Origin of the sequence: Peptoniphilus asaccharolyticus DSM 20463, from assembly GCF_900176115.1 — a bacterium.
GTDB classification, from domain to species: Bacteria; Bacillota; Clostridia; order Tissierellales; family Peptoniphilaceae; genus Peptoniphilus; species Peptoniphilus asaccharolyticus.
The window spans coordinates 156,061-175,088 of sequence record NZ_FWWR01000017.1 but is presented as its reverse complement, the minus strand read 5'-3'; the positions used below and the strand labels follow the sequence as shown (position 1 = coordinate 175,088).

General features: G+C 35.8%; 19 protein-coding genes and 1 pseudogene. 8 read left to right on the top strand and 12 right to left on the bottom strand.

What is annotated here, in order from left to right:
• Positions 1 to 13: 13 nt before the first annotated feature.
• Genes B8869_RS10775 through B8869_RS10765 form a run of 3 tightly spaced genes read left to right on the top strand, consistent with a single transcriptional unit; the run spans position 14 to position 1,832 of the window.
• Positions 14 to 271, top strand: a complete 258-nt coding sequence (locus B8869_RS10775) for an ABC transporter permease subunit (RefSeq protein ID WP_327083044.1) — start codon at positions 14 to 16, stop codon at positions 269 to 271.
• Positions 268 to 1,188, top strand: coding sequence for an osmoprotectant ABC transporter substrate-binding protein (locus B8869_RS10770; RefSeq protein WP_084231606.1), 921 nt, complete (start codon positions 268 to 270; stop codon positions 1,186 to 1,188). Before B8869_RS10775 ends, B8869_RS10770 begins: the two co-directional genes overlap by 4 nt.
• Positions 1,185 to 1,832 carry an ABC transporter permease gene (locus B8869_RS10765; RefSeq protein ID WP_084231605.1) on the top strand — a complete coding sequence of 216 codons (648 nt, stop codon included), beginning with the start codon at positions 1,185 to 1,187 and terminating at the stop codon, positions 1,830 to 1,832. Before B8869_RS10770 ends, B8869_RS10765 begins: the two co-directional genes overlap by 4 nt.
• Before the next feature lie 439 nt (positions 1,833 to 2,271).
• On the opposite strand, the gene B8869_RS10760 is transcribed toward B8869_RS10765, so the two are convergent.
• The 5 genes and pseudogenes from B8869_RS10760 to B8869_RS10745 all read right to left on the bottom strand — a co-directional run bounded on the left by B8869_RS10760 (position 2,272) and on the right by B8869_RS10745 (position 7,701).
• On the bottom strand, positions 2,272 to 2,751 hold the full coding sequence (locus tag B8869_RS10760; RefSeq protein WP_084229935.1) for a peptidoglycan recognition protein family protein: 480 nt from the start codon (positions 2,749 to 2,751) through the stop codon (positions 2,272 to 2,274).
• Positions 2,741 to 2,884 carry a sigma-70 family RNA polymerase sigma factor gene (locus B8869_RS11620; RefSeq protein ID WP_159445219.1) on the bottom strand — a complete coding sequence of 48 codons (144 nt, stop codon included), beginning with the start codon at positions 2,882 to 2,884 and terminating at the stop codon, positions 2,741 to 2,743. Before B8869_RS11620 ends, B8869_RS10760 begins: the two co-directional genes overlap by 11 nt.
• Before the next feature lie 14 nt (positions 2,885 to 2,898).
• A pseudogene (locus tag B8869_RS12655) lies at positions 2,899 to 3,885 on the bottom strand (IS30 family transposase).
• Between the two features lie 101 nt (positions 3,886 to 3,986).
• Positions 3,987 to 6,995 (bottom strand): FtsX-like permease family protein, encoded by a 3,009-nt coding sequence (locus B8869_RS10750; RefSeq protein ID WP_084231609.1) that lies wholly within the window; start codon positions 6,993 to 6,995, stop codon positions 3,987 to 3,989.
• Positions 6,996 to 6,999: 4 nt separating this feature from the next.
• Entirely contained in the window at positions 7,000 to 7,701 is a 702-nt protein-coding gene (locus B8869_RS10745) for an ABC transporter ATP-binding protein (RefSeq protein ID WP_084231608.1), read from the bottom strand.
• A gap of 229 nt (positions 7,702 to 7,930) precedes the next feature.
• Between B8869_RS10745 and B8869_RS10740 the strand changes: the two genes are divergently transcribed.
• Together B8869_RS10740 and B8869_RS10735 are read left to right on the top strand one after the other, a co-directional pair.
• A complete protein-coding gene (locus tag B8869_RS10740; protein WP_084231607.1) occupies positions 7,931 to 9,133 on the top strand; it encodes an ABC transporter ATP-binding protein in 1,203 nt (400 codons plus the stop codon).
• Complete coding sequence (locus B8869_RS10735) at positions 9,126 to 9,536, top strand: ABC transporter permease (RefSeq protein WP_234989848.1); 411 nt, start codon at positions 9,126 to 9,128, stop codon at positions 9,534 to 9,536. Before B8869_RS10740 ends, B8869_RS10735 begins: the two co-directional genes overlap by 8 nt.
• Here the strand turns inward: B8869_RS10735 and B8869_RS10730 are convergent.
• Entirely contained in the window at positions 9,528 to 10,514 is a 987-nt protein-coding gene (locus B8869_RS10730) for an IS30 family transposase (protein ID WP_084229742.1), read from the bottom strand. The genes B8869_RS10735 and B8869_RS10730 overlap by 9 nt on opposite strands.
• Positions 10,515 to 10,623: 109 nt before the next feature.
• Here B8869_RS10730 and B8869_RS10725 point away from each other — a divergent pair, with 109 nt between their 5' ends.
• Genes B8869_RS10725 through B8869_RS10715 form a run of 3 tightly spaced genes read left to right on the top strand, consistent with a single transcriptional unit; the run spans position 10,624 to position 12,442 of the window.
• Positions 10,624 to 10,881 carry an ABC transporter permease subunit gene (locus tag B8869_RS10725; RefSeq protein WP_327083044.1) on the top strand — a complete coding sequence of 86 codons (258 nt, stop codon included), beginning with the start codon at positions 10,624 to 10,626 and terminating at the stop codon, positions 10,879 to 10,881.
• Entirely contained in the window at positions 10,878 to 11,798 is a 921-nt protein-coding gene (locus B8869_RS10720; RefSeq protein ID WP_084231606.1) for an osmoprotectant ABC transporter substrate-binding protein, read from the top strand. The genes B8869_RS10725 and B8869_RS10720 overlap by 4 nt, the downstream gene beginning before the upstream one ends.
• A complete protein-coding gene (locus B8869_RS10715) occupies positions 11,795 to 12,442 on the top strand; it encodes an ABC transporter permease (RefSeq protein ID WP_084231605.1) in 648 nt (215 codons plus the stop codon). The genes B8869_RS10720 and B8869_RS10715 overlap by 4 nt, the downstream gene beginning before the upstream one ends.
• A 422-nt stretch (positions 12,443 to 12,864) precedes the next feature.
• On the opposite strand, the gene tuf is transcribed toward B8869_RS10715, so the two are convergent.
• From tuf to B8869_RS10685, 6 genes are all read right to left on the bottom strand, one after another.
• Positions 12,865 to 14,058: an elongation factor Tu gene (gene tuf, locus B8869_RS10710; protein WP_084231604.1), complete on the bottom strand. Its 1,194-nt coding sequence runs from the start codon at positions 14,056 to 14,058 to the stop codon at positions 12,865 to 12,867.
• A 20-nt stretch (positions 14,059 to 14,078) separates the two neighbouring features.
• Positions 14,079 to 16,148: an elongation factor G gene (gene fusA, locus B8869_RS10705; RefSeq protein ID WP_084231603.1), complete on the bottom strand. Its 2,070-nt coding sequence runs from the start codon at positions 16,146 to 16,148 to the stop codon at positions 14,079 to 14,081.
• 12 nt (positions 16,149 to 16,160) lie between these two features.
• A complete protein-coding gene (gene rpsG, locus B8869_RS10700; protein ID WP_084231602.1) occupies positions 16,161 to 16,631 on the bottom strand; it encodes a 30S ribosomal protein S7 in 471 nt (156 codons plus the stop codon).
• Positions 16,632 to 16,722: 91 nt separating this feature from the next.
• Positions 16,723 to 17,136, bottom strand: coding sequence for a 30S ribosomal protein S12 (gene rpsL / locus B8869_RS10695; RefSeq protein WP_084231601.1), 414 nt, complete (start codon positions 17,134 to 17,136; stop codon positions 16,723 to 16,725).
• Positions 17,137 to 17,442: 306 nt separating this feature from the next.
• Positions 17,443 to 18,216: a DUF6612 family protein gene (locus B8869_RS10690; protein ID WP_084231600.1), complete on the bottom strand. Its 774-nt coding sequence runs from the start codon at positions 18,214 to 18,216 to the stop codon at positions 17,443 to 17,445.
• Between the two features lie 44 nt (positions 18,217 to 18,260).
• On the bottom strand, positions 18,261 to 18,944 hold the full coding sequence (locus tag B8869_RS10685; RefSeq protein WP_084231599.1) for a hypothetical protein: 684 nt from the start codon (positions 18,942 to 18,944) through the stop codon (positions 18,261 to 18,263).
• Between the last annotated feature and the right edge of the window lie 84 nt (positions 18,945 to 19,028).

Here is a 19,028-nt window from a genome sequence, read left to right as displayed (position 1 = left end):
ATTATCAGTTAAAATACCACTCGCATTATCAGTGATAATGTCTGGAATACAACTTAGTGCAGTATATGTAATTGCGTGGACTACACTTGCTTCCTATATAGGTGCCGGTGGGCTTGGAGATTTCATCTTTAACGGACTTAACAATTATATCCCTCCAATGATTATTTGGGGAACAATACCCGTTAGTATAATGGCTCTTTTAGCCGATTTTATACTTGGAAAAGTAGAAAGAAAATTGTCCCCTTACAAAGTATCAGGAGGTGCAAAATGAAACTCAAAAAAAATATAATTTTAGTTCTGATGTATCTCTTGCTCACAGCTTGTTCAATGCCGGGACTCGGTGCAAACACCGATACTCAGATTGTAATCGCATCCGGAAACACAAGTGAAAGACAAATTCTTTCCCATATCGTTTCAGAAATGGTCAAAGAATATACGGACCTAAAAGTAACCATAATAAATAATCTCGGTTCAACAACATTGATTCATACGTCCATGAAAGAGGGCGACGTCAATTTAAGCGGTGGAATGTACACTGGGACTTCTATCACCGGAGAACTCGGCTTAGAACCCATTATGGAGCCACAAGAGGCATTGAAAGTATCACAAGGTGAATACCTAAAGAGATTTAATAGAATTTGGTACGATTCCTATGGATTTTCAAACACTTATGCATTTATGGTGACAAAAGAATTTGCAGCCGAACACAACATCACAAAAGTTTCAGAGCTTGAACAGTTTAAAGATAGTTTAAAAGTCGGAGTGGACTCATCTTGGCTACAACGTCCGGGAGATGGCTACGAAGGATTTAAAGAAAAATATAACTATGAATTCCCAAACATCTATCCAATGGAAATAGCACTTGTCTACTCTGCGATAGATAATAATGAGATGGACGTAGTGCTTGGATACTCAACAGATGGAAGAATAAATTCTTATGGTCTACAAATCCTTGAAGACGATAGACAACTCTTCCCTCCTTACGATTGTTCTCCGGTTGCAAGCGCTGAAATAGTTGAAAAACATCCCGAAATAGATGTGATACTAAAAGTTTTGGCCGGTAAAATTTCAAGTGAACAAATGCAATATATGAACAAGAGAAGCGACGAAGACTTAATCGAACCACAAGTAGTGGCGAAAGAATTTTTAGAAGAAAATAATTACTTTAAAGATGAGGTGAAGTTATGATAAAAGAAATATTCACCTATTATTCAATTAATGGAATGTATGTAATGGAACAATTTATAAGACACTTTTTGATTTCAATCTATGGTGTGCTATTTGCAGCAATAGTTGCAATTCCGCTTGGATTTTTTATTTCAAAAAGATATAAATTGTCCGATGCTGTAATAGGTTTTGCCAATGTGCTACAAACCATACCATCACTGGCGATGCTTGCAATTTTAATGCTTGGTTTAGGGATTGGTTCCAACACTGTTATAATTGCAGTGTTTCTATACTCACTCCTTCCAATTTTAAAAAACACAGTCACAGCCATTAACTCTATTAAGCCTGAGATTATAGATGCGGCTAAGGGAATGGGCATGACAAGAATGCAGAGTATATTTAAAGTTGAGATACCTCTTTCCATCTCCGTAATCATGGGTGGAATTAGAAATGCTCTTGTGGTTGCAATAGGAGTTACCGCAATAGGCACATTTATCGGAGCCGGTGGCCTTGGCGACATTATCAGTAGAGGTATAAACGTAGCTCATGGGCAGGCGATAATACTCTCCGGAGCCCTTCCAACAGCACTTATGGCAATTCTTGCCGATGTTATTTTGGGTTGGATTGAAAAGAAATTACAGCCAAAATCTTACACAATAAAATAAAAATTTAGACACTGCTTAACAGCAGTGTTTTTATTTTGAAACGATATTTATACCACAATGTATGGTTCGCACTAACAACGTGAGGCCGTACCGTGACACATGCGCTCAACAATTTGTAGGGGCGGCATGAGCGTAGCGAAGTCCGCCCGTTACAGTTCGTGGATGATACAGTTTGTGATTTCCAAATAATTTTTGGTGGATGATTTTCAAAACCAATGTTTCGTAAACGATTTTGGATTTCGTTTGGCTTGGGCTACGGCGGGACGGCCTCACATCCGTTCGTGCGTCCCCTACGGGTTTATGTAATACACGGGACAGCCTCACATCCGTTCGTGCGTCCCCTACGGGTTTATTTTCCACCACCAATATCCAAACAACATCCCCAAATAAAAAAAACAGGCTGAAAACAGCCCTAAAAACTTATATATTCAAAAATAAACTAATACCTCAACATCTCCCTAAACTCCCACCATTCTTTCCAATTGTTCCCGCTCATTCTCGCCGGACAAACTTTTTTCGACGCATCATAATGCCTAACCACACGCTCCCATGGAATCCCATACGCATCCATCAAAAACTTTATCAACTCAATCCCATTTTGCTTGGTCTTTTCCCAATCATTCCCTTGATTCACACAAAGCTCCACACCAATAGAATTCGAATTAGTTATCCCGAACCTACCTCGCCCGTCGCCACAATGCCATGCCGCATTCGTAACCTCTATAATCTCAACAGCACCCTTCTCGTCCACAAAATAATGAGCCGAAGCCTGCCTATCACCCCTGCCAAAATATTTATAATGCGCAATCGCATCCGCCCCTACAGACGTATTCCCCGTATCATGCACTACAATAAACACTGGCCTTTGCATACCACGTTTTGAAAAATTGTACTTAATCGGTCTCTTGTCAATCAACATATAACTTTCCCTCCAATTCCTTTCTAACTAACTTAATCGCAGCCACTTTCGTATTTATTACAGTCCTAACCTTAATGCCAAGTTGGTCAGCTATTTCAGAATGACTTTTTCTTTTGAAATGACGAATTGTCAAATCAAATGCAACACCTATGGTAAGAGACCAAAAAGTTCTTCTTTAGGTGTTTTATATTTTATACATTTTCTAGGTCTATTATTCATTAAACTTAAGTTATAATTTAATTCATCAATATTCACTTCTGATAAATCCATACCCTTAGGATAAAACTCCCTCAAAAGTCCGTTACTATTTTCATTTGTACCTTTTTGCCATGCACAATAGGGATCACAAAAATAAGTTTTGCATCCTAATTCTTTTTCTATTTTCTCAAATTCTGAAAATTCTTTACCTCTATCAAAGGTTATTGTTTTTACTAATTCTTTTGGATAATCTTTTAATGCATTTATTATTGCTGGTGTTACGCTTTCCGACTTTCTATTTTCAACTAGGATTGCTATATAATATCTAGATTTTCTTTCTGCTAAAGTTACGAAACAACATCTACTTTTCCTTTTATGATCTAATCTGCCTGATTCCACTGTATCTGCTTCCCAGTGGCCTAATTCTTGCCTTCTGTATACCTCTTTAGGTCTTTTCTTAATTGTTCTACCTTTATCATTGAATTTTCCTCTTTTTTCTGCTGGCCTTTTAAATTTAGCTTTTCTTCTCAAATTTTTCATACTAGTTTTTGGCAGCTTTTTTGGCGTGTATCATTCTATATATCGTTGATGTAGATGGTAATTCATGAATCTCATTTGTGTTTCTATTTGATATTTGTTCAGGGGACCAATGTTCGTTAATCTTTACAGTTAAATAATCAATAACATCTTTAGAAAATTTACTTTTTCTATGGCAGTCTTTTCTTCTATCAATATATTTATCATTTGCCTTTATCGGAAAGTACTTAGTGTAACTTCCCCTACTAACTTTATCTTAGATGAATTTCTTTTAATTTCTCTAGATATTGTACTAGGTGACCTTTTAAGTGCTTGTGCAATTTTCCTTATACTCATTCCTAAATTTAAAAATTGGTAAATACAAGATCTTTCTTCTATGGTAAGATGGTTATAGCTCATAGTTAATCACTCCTTTTAATATGTTTTGTTTGGTCACTTACATATTAACACAGCTGATTAGCTATGAGTTTATTTATGTTGCACTTGTTATGATAAATTATCTATCTGAAAATATTTCTTGCAGTTACTTTAGATAAAAAGTTCATTCTATTCCATATAAATGGTATGCGTTCAAGTAAGATTCTATTTCCGCCCTTTGGAACTTTCTTTCTTAACAAGTCCGCAGTCTTTTCATGTAGAGTTTTTCTAACTGAAATGAGCGCTGATATTGCGCTGAATATAAGTCCAACCAATATCGACATCAGTATCTTCCATGGATAGAAATAGTAAACTAAATTATTTTCAAATATAGTCGTTGTAGAATATGCATTTCCTATTATTCGTGGGAGTAGGTATGAACCTACCAATGCTCCAATAGACCCACCTATTAGTGCCGCACTACCTCCATATCTAAAATATTTTTTGGATATTTCACTTGCAGTATAGCCCAAAGCCTTATACGTTCCTATGTTAATTCTGTTGTCTTCAACCATTCTGGTCATGGTCGTGAAAGTAACAAGCATTGCAATCAAAAAGAAAAATACAGGAAATACCAAGCTGAGTTTATCTACACTATTTGAGTCTTTTAAATATTCATTCAAATATGCATTTGAATAGCGAGGAGTGATACTATATCTTGGTATTTTTAAAATCCCCAAAATTCTCTTTGCATCTTCGAGGTCTTCTTTTCCCTTGCTAATTTTATCTTCTGCCTCTAATTTCTTTTCTTCGAATTCATTTTGACCTTTTATCAAATCAGCTTCGCTTTTATAAAGCTTTCGTTTGGCGCTTTCAAGTTCAGCTCTGCCGGCGCCAACTTTTTCATTGTATTCTCTCTGTGCATCGCTGTACTTATCAAGTCCATCTTCATATGCTTTTTTGCCGTCTTTTAACCGTTCAACACCTGTCTCGTATTCACTTTTTCCCTTCTCATATTTTATTTTTCCATCATTGTACTTTTCAAGACTATCATCATATTGTTTCTTAGCGGAGTTTAGTTTTTGTCTGCCATCTTCTATCTCAAATCTTGCTTGGTCTAACTTCTGTCTCGCCGCAGTCAGTTCTCTCTTGCCATCTTCATACTTGGCTTCTCCAGTTTTAAACTTTTCAAGATTTTCTCTGTATTCTCGCTCTCCTTCTTCTGCCGCTTTTATTCCCTCTTCAAGCTGTGCTCTTCCAAGTTCTAATTTCTTCTTTGATTCCTCGATTTGTACAGCTGCCTTGTCCAGTTCTCTTCTACTTTCTTTTAGCTTATCAACTCCAGCTCTCGCAACGCTCAATTCATTTAATATCTTGTCGTAATCTTTTACAATATCAACTCCGCCGTATTGCTTGCTAAGTTTGGAAATTTCATCTTCAAACTGTTTTTTCAAGTCAAGTATATTCTGTTGATTTTGTTTTAAGACTTGAATTTCTGCTTTCAAAGCTAAAGCCTCAGCTTGTTTACTTTTTATTTCAGCTTCTATCTGCGCATATCTTGGATCGTCATTTGAAAGAGAATTTTTTTCACTCTCTAACCTTACTATTTCATCTTCAAGATTTTTTAGCTGCGATTCACTTTGAGAAATTGCAGCTCCAATGCCATCTATTTCTTTCTCAACTTTTTTGTACTCTCCGACAGCTTTCTCCACAAGCTTCATATAGCTTTCATTTTCAACAAGTTTTCTATCTATTGCATCTATATTGGCTTCTGTCCCAAGTCCTTTAGCTAACTGTTCTAAACCGTCTTTATATTGAGCTTCTCCTGCTTGGTATTCCTCTAATCCAGTTCTATACTTCTCTTCGCCCGACTCCAATTTAGCCTTTGAAGTTTCAATCTTTTTCAAACCTTCATCGAGTTTTCTTCTGCCCTCTTCTAATTGAACTTTGGCTTGGTCTAAAGTCTTTCTCGATGCATCTAACTCTCCAGAGCCTCTCTCGTATTTCTTCTCACCCTCAAAGTACTCTATCTCACCATCTTTTAACTTTTTGTTCGCTGAATCTATCTCTCGCTTTCCACCATCTAATTTCTCTTTTCCATCTCTTAGTTCAGCTTCAGAAGAATCTAACTTGTCCTTACCATCCTTTAGAGTCTTTTCATTTTTATCTATTTCAACTTTTGAACTAGCTAATTTATCTTTTGCATCTTTTAATTTAGTGAGCCCTGTTTCAGATTCTCTATTTAATTTGTCTTCTCCATCTCTTAACTCTTTTTTGCCCTTTAAAAGCTTTTCCCTTCCATCTTCAAGCTCTTCAGCTCCGGACTTGATTTTATCTTCAGCATCTAAGATATCTTTTTCTCCTGTAGCTATCTTATCCTTTATATCTTCTTGTAGGTCTTGATATCTTTTCTGTGGCCTCAAATTAAAATCTATTTTCAAACTGTTTATATGAGGTTTCAAAGCTTCTCTATATTCTTTTGAACTTGTGTCCAAACTCTGTGTTTCGTCGTATATTAACTTTGCAAACTTTACTTCAGAATTAAAATTTTGCGGTGAGATATATCCAAATCCATGTATCTCTCCCAAACCTTCAAGAGACATTCCCCTTGTTCCATTTGATACAAATGACATGCTCTCTGCAAATCCAACCACTTCATAAGTATAATTTGCTAACTTGTCTTCATCCTCTGTACCAAAAAATCCGGACTCTTTTCTAAAATTTAAGACATCTCCTATTTTAAAATTGTCTCTTAACTTTGCATCCAATAAAATTTCTTTGTCATTTTGTATCTCTCTTCCTTCCAATACGGTTGGCTTTCCTATTTTATAAGGCATACTAAAAAGAGACACAAGTTTACCTGTCGTGTCCTCTTTTAATTGCACCTCAAATCCATACTCAAGTTCCTTAACTCCTTCTTGTGCTTCAATAGAATCTAAATCACTTTCTTCAAACCCTATTACAGAACTTACAAGTATATCCTCTGTGTTCTCTTGTTTAATTTTAATTTCAGCATTTTTGCGCATAGTCGGGCCAGTAGATGTCAAACCTACTAACACAAACACACCCAACCCCACTATTATAAGTATTGAAATGTATCTCGATAATGAATTTTTTATCTCTCTCAGAGTATCTCTTTCAATATTTTTCATAACTCTACCATTCTATTTCATCTATATCCATTGGCTCTTTATTTATCTCTATCGACTTGACTTTGGCATCCATAATCTCAATTACCTTATCTGCTATTGGAGCAACTGCTTTGTTGTGCGTTATAACTATAACAGTTGTGTCCGTAGTCTTTGCAGTATCTTTAAGTATCTTCAAAACTTGCTTGCCCGTTCTGTAGTCAAGCGCACCTGTCGGTTCATCGCAAAGCAGTAGCTTTGGTCTCTTTGCCAATGCCCTTGCTATAGAAACTCTCTGTTGCTCTCCACCAGACAATTGAGATGGAAAATTATCCATTCTATTTTCCAATCCAAGAGAAGTTAAAACCTCTTCAGATGGAATTGCATTTTTTACAATTTGCATTGCCAACTCCACATTCTCTTTTACAGTCAAATTCGGAATTAGATTGTAGAACTGAAACACAAATCCCATGTCATTTCTTCTGTAAGTTGTGAGTTCTCTATCATTTAACTTTGAAATATCTTTTCCATCCACTACCACACTTCCTGAAGTTGGAGTGTCCATCCCACCAAGTATATTTAATAAAGTTGACTTTCCTGCTCCAGACGAACCTATTATCAAAACAAATTCATTTCGCTCAACTTCAAAGCTAATTCCATCGTTGGCAAAAATGGTAGTTTCTCCCATTGTATATTTCTTACAAAGGTCTTTGACTTCTATAAATGACATTTCCTCACCTCCCCACAATTATATCACTTGCAATTTCACATTTAAACGTTTCCTCGCATAAACATAATTAAAAACTTTTACTCCTCTTATCTTTTATCTGCCATTAGCTCAAATGTCTAAATATGTTTGCTTTTATTTATATATGGGTAGGTAAATATTGTACGATTATGTACTAACATATTATAATTAGTTTATTTTAAAAAATTTTTTAACAAAGAAAGGCGAAAACATGATTGAATTTAAGGACATAGCAAAGATTTATCCCGGCAATCAGGTTGCCTGTGAAGATGTAAACATCAAAATTGAAGACGGTGAATTTGTGTGTTTCATAGGTACATCCGGTTCAGGGAAGACAACCTGTATGCGAATGATTAACAGAATGACAGAACCAACTCACGGCTCAATATTAATTGACAACAAGGATATCAAAAAAGAAAACCCTGTTGAGCTAAGAAAAAAGATAGGATATGTAATCCAACAAATAGGCTTGATGCCACACATGACAATTTTTGACAATATAGTTATGGTTCCACGTCTACTTAAGTGGGACGAAACTAAATTAAGACCTATAGCTGAAAATTTAATTGAACGTGTGGACTTACCAAAAGAGTACTTAGATAGATACCCATCCGAGTTATCTGGAGGACAACAACAGAGAATAGGAGTTATAAGAGCACTTGCTGCAGACCAAGACATTATCCTCATGGATGAACCATTTGGAGCTCTTGACCCAATTACAAGAAACTCTTTACAACAACTTATCAAAGCTCTGCAAAAAGAGATGGGCAAGACAGTTATATTTGTAACTCACGATATGGACGAGGCTTTGCAGCTCTCCGATAAGATAGTAATCATGGACAAGGGGCACGTTATTCAAATAGGTTCTCCGGAAAATATATTGAAGAATCCTGCCACAAATTATGTGAGAGAATTGCTAGGAGAAGAAAAATTAAACGAAGCGAAAACTTCATATAACACTGTGGAAACCATTATGCTAAAGAACCCTGTTCATGCTAATCTGCGCACCACAACACTCGATGCAATAAGACTTATGCGTAGCCGTAGAGTCGACACTCTTTTTATAACAGATGACAATGGAGTTCTCTTAGGACACGTCGGAATATTTGACTTAGTTAGAATAGGTAGAAAAAATGTTCCACTTAAAACCGTTTTAGAAAGATCACATCCGATTTTAAACACCACAAAAGTAATAGAAGCAATCCATCAGATATACAAACTAAAAGTTAAAAATCTACCAGTAGTAGACTCTAAAAAAAGGCTTGTGGGAATAGTTACAAGAGCTTCTATTGTTGATACCATCTACGAAAACTTGTGGAGTGAAGATGAGACAATCGAAGAAATTATAGACACTTCTTCATCTGAAGAGCTAAAAAAACTTACAGAGGAAGCACAGGTGAATCTAAATGATTAATTATTTTGTTTCAAACTCAAACGAAATCATTGCCAAATCTTTAGAACATTTATACATCGCCACCCTTGCACTCTGCCTTGGAATACTATTTGCAGTTCCAATTGGGATTTTAATTTCAAAAAATAGAACAGTGGCAAAAATTGTTATGGCAGTTGCTTCAGTTTTGCAAACTATTCCCTCATTTGCCCTACTCTCTATAATCACAATTATAGGAGTTGGAAAACTCCCCGCTATAATCGCTCTATTTATCTACTCTCTACTCCCAATACTTAGAAACACCTACCTTGGGATTACATCAGTAGAGCCAAACTCAATAGATGCCGCTAAGGGGATGGGAATGACAGAAAAGCAAATACTTTTTAAAGTTGACGAATTGTCAAATCAAATGCAACACCTATGGTAAGAGACCAAAAAGTTCTTCTTTAGGTGTTTTATATTTTATACATTTTCTAGGTCTATTATTCATTAAACTTAAGTTATAATTTAATTCATCAATATTCACTTCTGATAAATCCATACCCTTAGGATAAAACTCCCTCAAAAGTCCGTTACTATTTTCATTTGTACCTTTTTGCCATGCACAATAGGGATCACAAAAATAAGTTTTGCATCCTAATTCTTTTTCTATTTTCTCAAATTCTGAAAATTCTTTACCTCTATCAAAGGTTATTGTTTTTACTAATTCTTTTGGATAATCTTTTAATGCATTTATTATTGCTGGTGTTACGCTTTCCGACTTTCTATTTTCAACTAGGATTGCTATATAATATCTAGATTTTCTTTCTGCTAAAGTTACGAAACAACATCTACTTTTCCTTTTATGATCTAATCTGCCTGATTCCACTGTATCTGCTTCCCAGTGGCCTAATTCTTGCCTTCTGTATATCTCTTTAGGTCTTTTCTTAATTGTTCTACCTTTATCATTGAATTTTCCTCTTTTTTCTGCTGGCCTTTTAAATTTAGCTTTTCTTCTCAAATTTTTCATACTAGTTTTTGGCAGCTTTTTGGCGTGTATCATTCTATATATCGTTGATGTAGATGGTAATTCATGAATCTCATTTGTGTTTCTATTTGATATTTGTTCAGGGGACCAATGTTCGTTAATCTTTACAGTTAAATAATCAATAACATCTTTAGAAAATTTACTTTTTCTATGGCAGTCTTTTCTTCTATCAATATATTTATCATTTGCCTTTATCGGAAAGTACTTAGTGTAACTTCCCCTACTAACTTTTATCTTAGATGAATTTCTTTTAATTTCTCTAGATATTGTACTAGGTGACCTTTTAAGTGCTTGTGCAATTTTCCTTATACTCATTCCTAAATTTAAAAATTGGTAAATACAAGATCTTTCTTCTATGGTAAGATGGTTATAGCTCATAGTTAATCACTCCTTTTAATATGTTTTGTTTGGTCACTTACATATTAACACAGCTGATTAGCTATGAGTTTATTTATGTTGCACTTGTTATGATAAATTATCAGTTAAAATACCACTCGCATTATCAGTGATAATGTCTGGAATACAACTTAGTGCAGTATATGTAATTGCGTGGACTACACTTGCTTCCTATATAGGTGCCGGTGGGCTTGGAGATTTCATCTTTAACGGACTTAACAATTATATCCCTCCAATGATTATTTGGGGAACAATACCCGTTAGTATAATGGCTCTTTTAGCCGATTTTATACTTGGAAAAGTAGAAAGAAAATTGTCCCCTTACAAAGTATCAGGAGGTGCAAAATGAAACTCAAAAAAAATATAATTTTAGTTCTGATGTATCTCTTGCTCACAGCTTGTTCAATGCCGGGACTCGGTGCAAACACCGATACTCAGATTGTAATCGCATCCGGAAACACAAGTGAAAGACAAATTCTTTCCCATATCGTTTCAGAAATGGTCAAAGAATATACGGACCTAAAAGTAACCATAATAAATAATCTCGGTTCAACAACATTGATTCATACGTCCATGAAAGAGGGCGACGTCAATTTAAGCGGTGGAATGTACACTGGGACTTCTATCACCGGAGAACTCGGCTTAGAACCCATTATGGAGCCACAAGAGGCATTGAAAGTATCACAAGGTGAATACCTAAAGAGATTTAATAGAATTTGGTACGATTCCTATGGATTTTCAAACACTTATGCATTTATGGTGACAAAAGAATTTGCAGCCGAACACAACATCACAAAAGTTTCAGAGCTTGAACAGTTTAAAGATAGTTTAAAAGTCGGAGTGGACTCATCTTGGCTACAACGTCCGGGAGATGGCTACGAAGGATTTAAAGAAAAATATAACTATGAATTCCCAAACATCTATCCAATGGAAATAGCACTTGTCTACTCTGCGATAGATAATAATGAGATGGACGTAGTGCTTGGATACTCAACAGATGGAAGAATAAATTCTTATGGTCTACAAATCCTTGAAGACGATAGACAACTCTTCCCTCCTTACGATTGTTCTCCGGTTGCAAGCGCTGAAATAGTTGAAAAACATCCCGAAATAGATGTGATACTAAAAGTTTTGGCCGGTAAAATTTCAAGTGAACAAATGCAATATATGAACAAGAGAAGCGACGAAGACTTAATCGAACCACAAGTAGTGGCGAAAGAATTTTTAGAAGAAAATAATTACTTTAAAGATGAGGTGAAGTTATGATAAAAGAAATATTCACCTATTATTCAATTAATGGAATGTATGTAATGGAACAATTTATAAGACACTTTTTGATTTCAATCTATGGTGTGCTATTTGCAGCAATAGTTGCAATTCCGCTTGGATTTTTTATTTCAAAAAGATATAAATTGTCCGATGCTGTAATAGGTTTTGCCAATGTGCTACAAACCATACCATCACTGGCGATGCTTGCAATTTTAATGCTTGGTTTAGGGATTGGTTCCAACACTGTTATAATTGCAGTGTTTCTATACTCACTCCTTCCAATTTTAAAAAACACAGTCACAGCCATTAACTCTATTAAGCCTGAGATTATAGATGCGGCTAAGGGAATGGGCATGACAAGAATGCAGAGTATATTTAAAGTTGAGATACCTCTTTCCATCTCCGTAATCATGGGTGGAATTAGAAATGCTCTTGTGGTTGCAATAGGAGTTACCGCAATAGGCACATTTATCGGAGCCGGTGGCCTTGGCGACATTATCAGTAGAGGTATAAACGTAGCTCATGGGCAGGCGATAATACTCTCCGGAGCCCTTCCAACAGCACTTATGGCAATTCTTGCCGATGTTATTTTGGGTTGGATTGAAAAGAAATTACAGCCAAAATCTTACACAATAAAATAAAAATTTAGACACTGCTTAACAGCAGTGTTTTTATTTTGAAACGATATTTATACCACAATGTATGGTTCGCACTAACAACGTGAGGCCGTACCGTGACACATGCGCTCAACAATTTGTAGGGGCGGCATGAGCGTAGCGAAGTCCGCCCGTTACAGTTCGTGGATGATACAGTTTGTGATTTCCAAATAATTTTTGGTGGATGATTTTCAAAACCAATGTTTCGTAAACGATTTTGGATTTCGTTTGGCTTGGGCTACGGCGGGACGGCCTCACATCCGTTCGTGCGTCCCCTACGGGTTTATGTAATACACGGGACAGCCTCACATCCGTTCGTGCGTCCCCTACGGGTTTGTTTTTCGCCTCTACGTTTTTTTGGCATAAAAAAATACCTCAGATTTCTCTGAGGTACTTGTTTTTTTTAATTAGTCGATAAGTTTTGATACAACTCCTGATGCTACTGTTCTTCCACCTTCTCTGATAGCGAATCTTAGTCCTTCGTCCATTGCGATTGGTGTGATTAGTGTTACTGTGAATGTTGAGTTGTCTCCTGGCATTACCATTTCTACGCCTTCTGCTAGTTGGATATCTCCTGTTACGTCTGTTGTTCTGAAGTAGAATTGTGGTCTGTATCCGTTAAAGAATGGTGTGTGTCTTCCGCCTTCTTCTTTTGATAGTACGTATACTTCGGCTTCGAATTTTGTGTGTGGGTGTATTGTTCCTGGTGCTGCTAGTACTTGGCCTCTTTCGATTTCATCTCTTTGGATTCCTCTTAGTAGGGCTCCGATGTTATCTCCTGCTTGGGCTTGGTCTAGTTGTTTCTTGAACATTTCAACTCCTGTTACTACTAGGGTTCTTCTTTCTTCTGTTAGTCCTACTAGTTCTACGTTGTCGCCTACTTTTACTGTTCCTTGTTCTACTCTTCCTGTTGCTACTGTTCCTCTTCCTGTGATTGAGAATACGTCTTCTACTGGCATTAGGAATGGGTGGTCTATGTCTCTTACTGGTTCTGGAATGTATGAGTCTACTTCTTCCATTAGTTTTAGGATTTTGTCTCCCCATTCTCCATCTGGATCTTCTAATGCTTTTAGTGCTGATCCTACTACGATTGGTGTTTCGTCTCCGTCAAAGTCGTATTCGCTTAGTAGGTCTCTGATTTCCATTTCTACTAATTCGATTAGTTCTGGGTCATCTACTTGGTCTTCTTTGTTTAGGAATACTACGATCTTTGGTACACCTACTTGTCTTGCTAATAGGATGTGTTCTCTTGTTTGTGGCATTGGACCGTCTGCTGCTGAACATACTAGGATCGCTCCGTCCATTTGTGCTGCTCCTGTGATCATGTTCTTTACATAGTCAGCGTGTCCTGGGCAGTCTACGTGTGCGTAGTGTCTGTTTGATGTTTCGTATTCTACGTGAGATGTTGAGATTGTGATTCCTCTTTCTCTTTCTTCTGGTGCTTTATCGATGTTTGCGTAGTCTACGAATTCTCCTGATCCGAATCTTTTGTTTAGTACTAATGTGATTGCTGCTGTTAGTGTTGTTTTTCCGTGGTCTACGTGTCCTATTGTTCCTATGTTTACGTGTGGTTTGTTTCTTTCAAATTTAGCTTTAGCCATTGTAATTCCTCCTTAAGGTTTTATTTCTTGTCTCCAAGAACTTCGTCTGAAATGTTCTTAGGTACTGGTTCATAGTGGTCAAATTGCATAGAGTGGTTTGCTCTACCTTGTGTGTTTGAACGAAGTGATGTTGCATATCCAAACATTTCTGCTAGTGGTACATAGCTTGTGATGATTTGTGCACCATTTACAAGTTCCATACCTTCCATTCTTCCACGTCTTGAGTTTATATCTCCGATAACATCTCCCATGTATTCTTCTGGAGTTGTTATTTCTACCTTCATTGTTGGTTCAAGAAGCACTGGGTTTGCTTTTGCAAGTGCATCTCTTAATGCCATTGATCCAGCAATCTTAAATGCCATTTCTGAAGAGTCGACATCATGGTAAGAACCATCGTATAGTTCTACTTTAACGTCTAATACTTCGTATCCACCAAGTACACCTGATTTCATTGCTTCTTCGATACCTTGTTGAGTTGGTCCGATAAATTCCTTAGGAATTGCCCCACCGACAATGTTGTTTTCGAATACAAATCCTGAACCTGGTTCAAGAGGTGTAACTCTGATCTTACAGTGACCGTATTGTCCACGTCCACCTGATTGACGAACATATTTTCCTTCGCCTTCAGAAGCTGTAGTAATAGATTCTCTATAAGATACTTGTGGGTTACCAATGTTTGCTTCAACTTTGAATTCTCTTAGAAGTCTGTCTACGATAATGTCAAGATGAAGCTCTCCCATTCCTGAGATGATAGATTGGCCTGTTTCTTCGTCAGTGTATGTTCTGAATGTAGGGTCTTCTTCTGCAAGTTTTTGAAGTGCGATACCCATTTTTTCTTGAGATGCTTTTGATTTTGGTTCAATTGCAACTGAGATTACTGGTTCTGGAAATTCCATTTTTTCAAGAATTACTCTAGATTTTTCATCACAAAGTGTATCACCTGTTGTAGTATCTTTTAGACCTACTGCTGCAGCGATTTCTCCTGCGTATACTTCTTCAATTTCTTCTCTCTTGTTAGCATGCATTAAAAGAATACGTCCGATTCTTTCTCTCTTGCCTTTAGTAGAGTTGTATACATAAGATCCTGATTTCAATACCCCTGAGTAAACTCTGAAGTAAGCTAACTTACCTACGAATGGGTCAGAAACGATCTTGAATGCTAATGCTGATAGAGGTTCTTCGTCTGATGCGTGTCTTTCTATAGCTTCTCCGTCATCATCTATTCCCTTGATTGCTGGGATATCTAATGGTGATGGTAGGTAGTCTATGATAGCGTCAAGAAGTAATTGTACCCCTTTGTTCTTATAAGAAGAACCGCAAGTACATGGTGTTATCTTAACATCTACTGTACCTTTTCTTATAGCTTTTTTGATTTGTTCTTTAGAGATTTCTTCTCCTTCAAGGTATGCCATCATAAGTTCTTCGTCAAATTCTGCAACCTTGTCGATCATATTTTCTCTATATTCTTCTGCTTGTGCTTTGTATTCTTCAGGAATGTCAGTAACTTCGATTTCTGTACCGTCGTCATTCTTGTAGATTTCAGCTTTCATTTCTACAAGGTCAATCATACCGATGAAAGTGTCTTCTGCTCCCATTGGGATTTGAATTGGCACTGGGTTACCTTGTAATTTTTTATCTATTGTAGCAACTGATCTAAAGAAATCAGCTCCTGTAACGTCCATTTTATTGATATGAGCAATTCTTGGTACTCCATATCTATCTGCTTGTCTCCAAACAGTTTCTGATTGTGGTTCTACACCACTTTTTGCGTCAAACAATGCAACTGCACCATCAAGAACTCTTAGAGATCTTTCAACTTCTACTGTGAAGTCAACGTGTCCCGGAGTGTCTATGATGTTAAGTCTGTGGTTCTTCCAGTTTGCTGTTGTTGCCGCTGAGGTAATTGTGATACCTCTTTCTTGCTCTTGTTCCATCCAGTCCATTTGCGCTCCACCTTCGTGTGTTTCGCCTATTTTGTGGATTTTACCTGAATAATAAAGTATACGTTCAGTAGTAGTGGTTTTTCCGGCATCGATATGAGCCATGATACCAATATTTCTGACTCTATTTAAAGGTATATCACGAGACATGGGTTTCCTCCCTTACCATCTATAGTGAGCAAATGCCTTATTAGCTTCTGCTGTTCTATGCATTTCTTCTTTTCTCTTCACACTTGCGCCTAAGTTGTTAGATGCATCAAGTATTTCTTTTGCTAATCTTTGAGCCATAGTCTTTTCGCCTCTTGCTCTAGCATACTTAACTAACCATCTAAGTCCAAGTGTTTGGCGTCTTTCCGGTCTAACTTCCATAGGTACTTGGTAAGTAGCCCCACCAATTCTTCTAGCTTTTACTTCTAATACAGGCATTACATTGTTTAGAGCTTTGTAGAATACTTCTAGAGCTTCTTCACCTGTGTCCCCTTGAATACTTTCAAGAGCATTGTATACGATTCTTTGTGCTGTTCCCTTCTTACCATCTAACATTACGTTGTTGATAAGTTTTGTGATGATTACATCATCATACACAGGATCAGCCATTACTTGCCTTTTTTGGATGTGTCCTTTTCTTGGCATAACTTCCCTCCTTAACTATTTAGTCGATTCATTGGTACTCGATTAACGTAAGCCAAAAAATCTATATAAAGAATGTTAAATCAAATTAATCTTAGTTCTTAGGTCTCTTAGTACCGTATTTAGATCTAGATTGTCTTCTGCTATCAACTCCAGCTGTATCAAGTGTTCCACGAACAATGTGATATCTAACCCCTGGAAGGTCCTTAACTCTTCCACCTCTGATAAGTACAACACTGTGTTCTTGTAGGTTGTGTCCTATCCCTGGGATGTAAGCCATTACTTCATATCCATTAGTAAGACGAACTCTGGCTACTTTTCTAAGCGCTGAGTTAGGCTTCTTAGGAGTTACTGTTCTAACTGCTACACAAACCCCTCTCTTTTGTGGTGAGTTTACTTCTGTTTCAACTTTTCTTAGTGAATCATAGTTAACATCAAGAGCTGGTGACTTTGATTTAGTTTCAATTTTCTTTCTACCTTTTCTGATTAATTGGTTAATAGTTGGCATTCTTTCACCTCCATAAAATTAGTAAATTCCAACACACACATTAAGACTACCTTTAAAGGTAGTCTTAAATAGCTATCAAAATACTCAATAAGTATACCATTCAACCTGTTTTAAGTCAACTTTATTTAGTCAATATTTCTCTAATTTTGTAGCTTTAGAATACTTATAAACAAAAAAGCCTAAAATATATCACAAAAGATATTCTTAGGCCCTAAAAATTTCAACTAACTATTTTAAGTTGAGTTCAATACTAAAATATTAAGCTGTATTCTCAAAAATTTTCTAAAAAGTTTTATAGCTATTTAACTATAGATTTTTAATCTCTTCAGGAATTTTTATTTCCTCAACTTTATTTATATCTTCATACTTTCCGCTTTGGTTTATTTGTGTAACTTCATCATTTCCCTTATCTAAAAAGCTAGCTTTCCAGTCATATGAAATAGGATAATATGTATCCTTCTCAAAAGAAAATTCGGCTTTTATTGAAGTTAGCTCTCCTATAAATGAATTGCTTTCATCTTTTCCAAAAAGAATATTTTTAATCTCACTTATATTATCTGAGTTGGACTCAAGCTTTAATATATAAACATCTCGTGACTCTACGATTTCATAATAACTTTCAAGATTTTCTAAAATAGAATTTGAATCAAATGTAGTTTTAGCAACAAAAGTAGGTATGTCTTCTTTATTACCGTTCATATCATCAATTGTTTTCTTATTCCATTCTCCTTTGTTTTCTCTATAAAAATTCTCTTTGTCTATGATATAAACTTCGCTTTCATTTTTAGTGTTATCACTTATGCCTTCCCATTTTGCGTGATATATCTTAGGCTCCCTTGTCATTTCAACAGTCCCATTTGAATTAGTTACTTCTTTTTTCTCATCAGACTGAGCATTGAATATCGCTTCGCTTTTAGTCTTAACAACATAACTCATTAAATCTTTTTCTCTTAATAATTTTGAAAATACTTCTTTTTTGTTTACAGCCTCAGTATCTTCACTCGAATTACTTTTTGTCCCTTGTGAGCAACCCATCAAAAACATTACAACAATTAACGTAACCATCAAATATTTTTTCATAACACCCTACCAATTATATACCAAATTCAAACGATTAATTACCTTCAATAAAGTTCAACATTCTTATCGAAATATGCTACTACATTTATTGTCCCATTACCATATCCATCAATACCTAAATATGCCCACGCTATTCTAGCTGTATTGTTTCCATTATAGATAGGATTAAATCCAAATTTACCACTACTTCTATCTACAGAAACATTTATTCCTACAATTGTAACTTGCTTATTTACTAAGTTTCTATCTACCTTAACTTGTGCTCTACATTCAGCATAAGCTAACCCAGAATCATTGCTAACTCTAAAATACTTGTTACTAGTGTATGTATCTGTATCATATGAATAAGGTTTTATTTCATTATCTTTTAATTCAAATACATTCATAAGATTTTTGTTATCACCTAAAAAATGCAAGTCATCTTCTAAATTTTTTCTTTTAACAATAATAGTTAACTTTGGATTTTCTTTTTTTAATTTTTCAACTTTATTTATTTCACCTTCTGATATACACTGAAAAATTTCTTTAGTCTTATTAGATAAGAATTCTTCTTTCTCTTTTTCTGTTAACCCACTAAATAATTCATTTCTATCTTTTTCATCATAACCCACTACTACAGTATAATCGTCTTTTTCTCCATTTTCATAACTCATACCCGATGCTCTTACGACATTCGCATTAATTGATGCAAACATTACCACTAAACATAATACTAACATTTTTTTCATAAGAAACCTCCTTAAATATATTAGTTATAAACTTACGCCCTCATTGTATCAAAAAAAAAAAAAAAACAAGTCTGAAATATAAAC

What these genes read in the sequence shown, in the direction of transcription:
- B8869_RS10685 (WP_084231599.1), bottom strand. Translation starts at nt 18,944, where the DNA reads ATGAAAAAAATGTTAGTATTATGTTTAGTGGTAATGTTTGCATCAATT.
- B8869_RS10690 (WP_084231600.1), bottom strand. Translation starts at nt 18,216, where the DNA reads ATGAAAAAATATTTGATGGTTACGTTAATTGTTGTAATGTTTTTGATG.
- fusA (WP_084231603.1), bottom strand. Translation starts at nt 16,148, where the DNA reads ATGTCTCGTGATATACCTTTAAATAGAGTCAGAAATATTGGTATCATG.
- rpsG (WP_084231602.1), bottom strand. Translation starts at nt 16,631, where the DNA reads ATGCCAAGAAAAGGACACATCCAAAAAAGGCAAGTAATGGCTGATCCT.
- B8869_RS10760 (WP_084229935.1), bottom strand. Translation starts at nt 2,751, where the DNA reads ATGTTGATTGACAAGAGACCGATTAAGTACAATTTTTCAAAACGTGGT.
- B8869_RS10720 (WP_084231606.1), top strand. Translation starts at nt 10,878, where the DNA reads ATGAAACTCAAAAAAAATATAATTTTAGTTCTGATGTATCTCTTGCTC.
- B8869_RS10765 (WP_084231605.1), top strand. Translation starts at nt 1,185, where the DNA reads ATGATAAAAGAAATATTCACCTATTATTCAATTAATGGAATGTATGTA.
- B8869_RS10730 (WP_084229742.1), bottom strand. Translation starts at nt 10,514, where the DNA reads ATGAGCTATAACCATCTTACCATAGAAGAAAGATCTTGTATTTACCAA.
- rpsL (WP_084231601.1), bottom strand. Translation starts at nt 17,136, where the DNA reads ATGCCAACTATTAACCAATTAATCAGAAAAGGTAGAAAGAAAATTGAA.
- tuf (WP_084231604.1), bottom strand. Translation starts at nt 14,058, where the DNA reads ATGGCTAAAGCTAAATTTGAAAGAAACAAACCACACGTAAACATAGGA.
- B8869_RS10715 (WP_084231605.1), top strand. Translation starts at nt 11,795, where the DNA reads ATGATAAAAGAAATATTCACCTATTATTCAATTAATGGAATGTATGTA.
- B8869_RS10735 (WP_234989848.1), top strand. Translation starts at nt 9,126, where the DNA reads ATGATTAATTATTTTGTTTCAAACTCAAACGAAATCATTGCCAAATCT.
- B8869_RS10745 (WP_084231608.1), bottom strand. Translation starts at nt 7,701, where the DNA reads ATGTCATTTATAGAAGTCAAAGACCTTTGTAAGAAATATACAATGGGA.
- B8869_RS10740 (WP_084231607.1), top strand. Translation starts at nt 7,931, where the DNA reads ATGATTGAATTTAAGGACATAGCAAAGATTTATCCCGGCAATCAGGTT.
- B8869_RS10750 (WP_084231609.1), bottom strand. Translation starts at nt 6,995, where the DNA reads ATGAAAAATATTGAAAGAGATACTCTGAGAGAGATAAAAAATTCATTA.
- B8869_RS10770 (WP_084231606.1), top strand. Translation starts at nt 268, where the DNA reads ATGAAACTCAAAAAAAATATAATTTTAGTTCTGATGTATCTCTTGCTC.